The sequence below is a fragment of the Mycobacterium sp. genome, from assembly GCF_049673265.1.
Taxonomy (GTDB): domain Bacteria; phylum Actinomycetota; class Actinomycetes; order Mycobacteriales; family Mycobacteriaceae; genus Mycobacterium.
Map to the genome: position 1 here is coordinate 1 of NZ_JBATXN010000058.1, position 3247 is coordinate 3247.

General features: G+C 62.5%; 4 protein-coding genes and 2 pseudogenes. 3 read left to right on the plus strand and 3 right to left on the minus strand.

Going from position 1 to position 3247, the window contains the following annotated elements; genetic code table 11:
- A pseudogene (locus WBF82_RS02025) lies at positions 1-297 on the plus strand (acetate kinase); the annotation flags it as partial.
- Between the two features lie 11 nt (positions 298-308).
- Here the strand turns inward: WBF82_RS02025 and WBF82_RS02030 are convergent.
- The gene (locus WBF82_RS02030; RefSeq protein WP_424381436.1) at positions 309-557 is read right to left on the minus strand and encodes a hypothetical protein; all 249 of its coding nucleotides are present in this window, start codon (positions 555-557) and stop codon (positions 309-311) included.
- Positions 558-769: 212 nt separating this feature from the next.
- On the opposite strand from WBF82_RS02030, the gene WBF82_RS02035 reads away from it, so the two are divergent.
- Together WBF82_RS02035 and WBF82_RS02040 are read left to right on the plus strand one after the other, a co-directional pair.
- Complete coding sequence (locus WBF82_RS02035; RefSeq protein WP_424381437.1) at positions 770-1471, plus strand: GAF and ANTAR domain-containing protein; 702 nt, start codon at positions 770-772, stop codon at positions 1469-1471.
- Positions 1472-1827: 356 nt separating this feature from the next.
- A complete protein-coding gene (locus tag WBF82_RS02040; protein WP_424381438.1) occupies positions 1828-2106 on the plus strand; it encodes a WGxxGxxG family protein in 279 nt (92 codons plus the stop codon).
- 335 nt (positions 2107-2441) lie between these two features.
- On the opposite strand, the gene WBF82_RS02045 is transcribed toward WBF82_RS02040, so the two are convergent.
- Both WBF82_RS02045 and WBF82_RS02050 read right to left on the minus strand, forming a co-directional pair.
- Entirely contained in the window at positions 2442-2615 is a 174-nt protein-coding gene (locus tag WBF82_RS02045) for a hypothetical protein (protein ID WP_424381439.1), read from the minus strand.
- Positions 2616-3105: 490 nt separating this feature from the next.
- Positions 3106-3247, minus strand: a pseudogene (locus WBF82_RS02050) (DUF1501 domain-containing protein); the annotation flags it as partial.

Sequence of the window (3247 nt, forward strand, 5' to 3'; positions counted from 1 at the left end):
TTGGCTTATGACGTCTTCATCCATCGGCTGCGCAAGTATGTCGGTGCGTACCTGGCGGTGCTGGGGCGCACCGACGTGGTGAGCTTTACTGCGGGTATCGGCGAGCATGTTGCATCGGTGCGCCGCGACGCGCTGAGCGGGCTGGCAACGCTGGGCATCAAGATCGACGAGCAGCGAAACACGCAGTCCGGCAAGGAGGCCCGGCGGATTTCCACCGATGCCTCGCCGATCGCGGTGCTGGTGATTCCCACCAACGAGGAGCTGGCCATCGCCCGCGACTGCCTAGGAGCGATCTGAGCGGACCGGGGTCAGGGAACCACGCCGGCGAGCAGTTCGGCCGCGATACCTGTGAGGTTGAGTGTGAGATCGCCAGCGGGAAGCCACACCGGCAGGCCCAGGTCGGTCACTACACTGCTCAACAGGGATGTCGCGTCGAGCGTCGGGTCGGTGCCCAACACGGTCGGGAGATACGACGAAACCGGTGCGCTACTGCCGAGCACTGCCAACAGGTCCCGGCCCAAGTCCACGTCGAAGTTGCGCACGGCGCCCCCGGTCACGTCAGGAATGTTCCGGTCCAGGCTCAGCGTGCTGGGGAAAAGGGCCCCCGAGGGTACTGATCGGCAGGCTGATGTCCCGGCTGCCGGGGCTCTCCGCCAGGAGTCTGCGGTCGTTTATCCCCGATTGGCGAACAACGCGTGACCGACATCGACATTCGGCTTGGTCACCTGGTTGATCCCGAGGCTGGCTGCGTCGTGCAGAATCGGATTGCATGAACTCTTTGGACCCGAATTCCAGGCACGACCTGGCTGTGCGCATGGCTGAGCTTGCGCGTGCGATTGCGGCGCCCCACACGCTCGAACACATTCTGGCCGATGTGACCGCCGCGGCAGTGGAGCTGATACCGGGAGCTGACCTTGCGGGAGTTCTGCTGGTGAAAAAGGGCGGCCACTTCGAGTCCCTGGCAGACACCGCCGGTCTGGTTGCGCAGCTCGACAAGCTGCAACACGATTTCGGCGAAGGACCCTGCGCCGAGGCAGCTCTTCAAGAAACGATTGTGCGCAGCGATGATCTCCGGAGCGAGGCGCGCTGGCCTCGGTATGCGCCGGCAGCTGTGCAGCTCGGGGTGCTCAGTGGCCTGTCGTTCAAGCTGTACACAGCAGACCGCACGGCCGGCGCGCTGAACTTGTTTGGTTTCGAGGCTGATGGGTGGGACACCGATGCTGAGACGACCGGTGCTGTGCTCGCTGCGCATGCAGCGGCCGCGATTCTGGCTGGGCGGGGCGCAGAGCACCTGCAAGCGGCGCTAGCGAGCAGGGACGGTATTGGTCAAGCCAAAGGCATCATCATGGAACGCTACGGCGTCGATGAAATACGCGCCTTCGAGATGCTGCGGCTGTTATCTCAGGAAAGTCAGATAAAGCTCGTCGACATTGCCCAACGCGTCATAGAAAGCCGGGGCGACGCCAACTGAATCCGTTGGCGGCGCCGGTGGCTTGGTCGCACCGTCGACGGTTGCGGGCGGGTGTCGGCGATGACGGCTCGCGAGCCGGGGCCGCGCTAGCGCTAGATCAACTGCCCGACCTACACCGCGACGTCCTCATCGAAAAATGCCGCAAAGGGTGGTGCGGTCGAACCGTCCGTAGCCGAAGCTCCGACCGAATCTGCTTCGTGTCAGGTTTCGGGAGTCTGTCCTTGGGTACTCGCTACCTTGCGACGCTTAGGCCTTTCCTTATCGTTGCTTCGCGGGGACTAGAACACACTGGTCCGAAACTCTGCCTCGGTCACCCATCTGGTGCTCGATCGAGAAAAACCTTTTCAGGAGTAAATATGCGTAGGACCATTGCGGTAATCTCTGCCACCGGGGCGCTTTTGTTCGGCGGCGCTGGCGTTGCCAATGCCACCGTACACAGTGCACCCGTGCCGACATCGACGACAACGACGTTGGCGGACAACAACGCTAACAACAACGACCAACACAGCGACAAGACAGGTCTGTGGGGGCTTCTGGGCCTCACTGGTCTGATTGGACTCGTGGGACTGAAACGCCGCAACGACACTGACGCTGGCACCGGCGTTGGAGCCACGACCCGCGGGCGCGGCGTCTAACCGCTTCGTTCAGCGTCAGCCCCCGCCAGCAGCGTCACGCTCTGGCGGGGGCCTTGACTAACTCAGCGAGCCCACTGCGACTCGGCAGCAATCATTGATCTCTGCATCATTGATCTCTGCATGGCCGAAAACGATTCAAAACCAATTTATTCGAGCGGAGACGTGAGCGTGCTCGATCTGTTTCAGCTCGCCGGGCACGGGTATGCGATCGCATGCCCGCACAGCCTGGCGCCCCGCCGGCGATTCACTGGGCCTCGGCCTTCCGCAAGCTGCGGAGGCCGTACTTAACCGCAGAGCACGACTCCGTCGAGCCCATGTGCCCGTCCCATCGTGCTTCAGCTTGGTGACTCGTTCTCTGCATTTTCCTCGGCTTGCGCTTGCCCGGTCGGGTGCGCGGTGTCGCGGGGATCAAAAGCACCGGGGTCGCCCTTCTTGGGGACGCTCCGGTCCGATTCAGTGGCGTCGGTATCTGGTGTCGGGCCACCGGAACTGCCCTCTGCGGTATCCATGTCAGCTCCATTTCATGTCAGTGAGTCTTGTTCCCCAGTGGCCGCCGAATCAACCGTAGCTAGCGTCGCGGCCACCACGGACACGGGATGCACGGTGCCGCAGAGCGGTACAGCCCACGTCGCCGGTCCGGGCGATCGACTGTCATCGAAGCTGGGGTTGTTGACCAGCCATACCTTGGCGCTGTAGGAGATCGGCAAAGCTTCGTTGGCGCCATCGAATCTTTGGGCTGACTTTCTGGAACTCGACCTCGGCGAGATTGGACAGCGTCTGGGAGATCTCCTCCTGACTGGCGGTCTTGAAGTCTTGGGCAATTGTGTCTGCAGCGTGGTCGATGGGGCCAGCCGCCAGGACGACGCCGAGAGCTGGGAGTTCTTCTACACCTGGGGTTTCGGGTCGACAGGCTCGCAATGGCGAGAGATTCTAAACGGACTCAATGAGGGCAGCGGCCCTCGTTCCAGGTGGCCAATGAATCCTGATCCTGGGCGTTGCTTAGAGAAACCCGAGACTGTGCCTGCCCGTCCCGACCGACGGCGTGGGGTCGGTCTGAAGCGTCTGCGACAGCAACTCGTGGTAGACGTCCCGGAAGTCGGTGGTGGGTTTGAGATCACCATTGTCGAGATCGGTCAGGCTG

Bases quoted from the DNA above. Each gene is read 5' to 3' on its own strand.
- WBF82_RS02035 (WP_424381437.1), top strand. From the start codon at position 770: ATGAACTCTTTGGACCCGAATTCCAGGCACGACCTGGCTGTGCGCATG.
- WBF82_RS02040 (WP_424381438.1), top strand. From the start codon at position 1,828: ATGCGTAGGACCATTGCGGTAATCTCTGCCACCGGGGCGCTTTTGTTC.
- WBF82_RS02045 (WP_424381439.1), bottom strand. From the start codon at position 2,615: ATGGATACCGCAGAGGGCAGTTCCGGTGGCCCGACACCAGATACCGAC.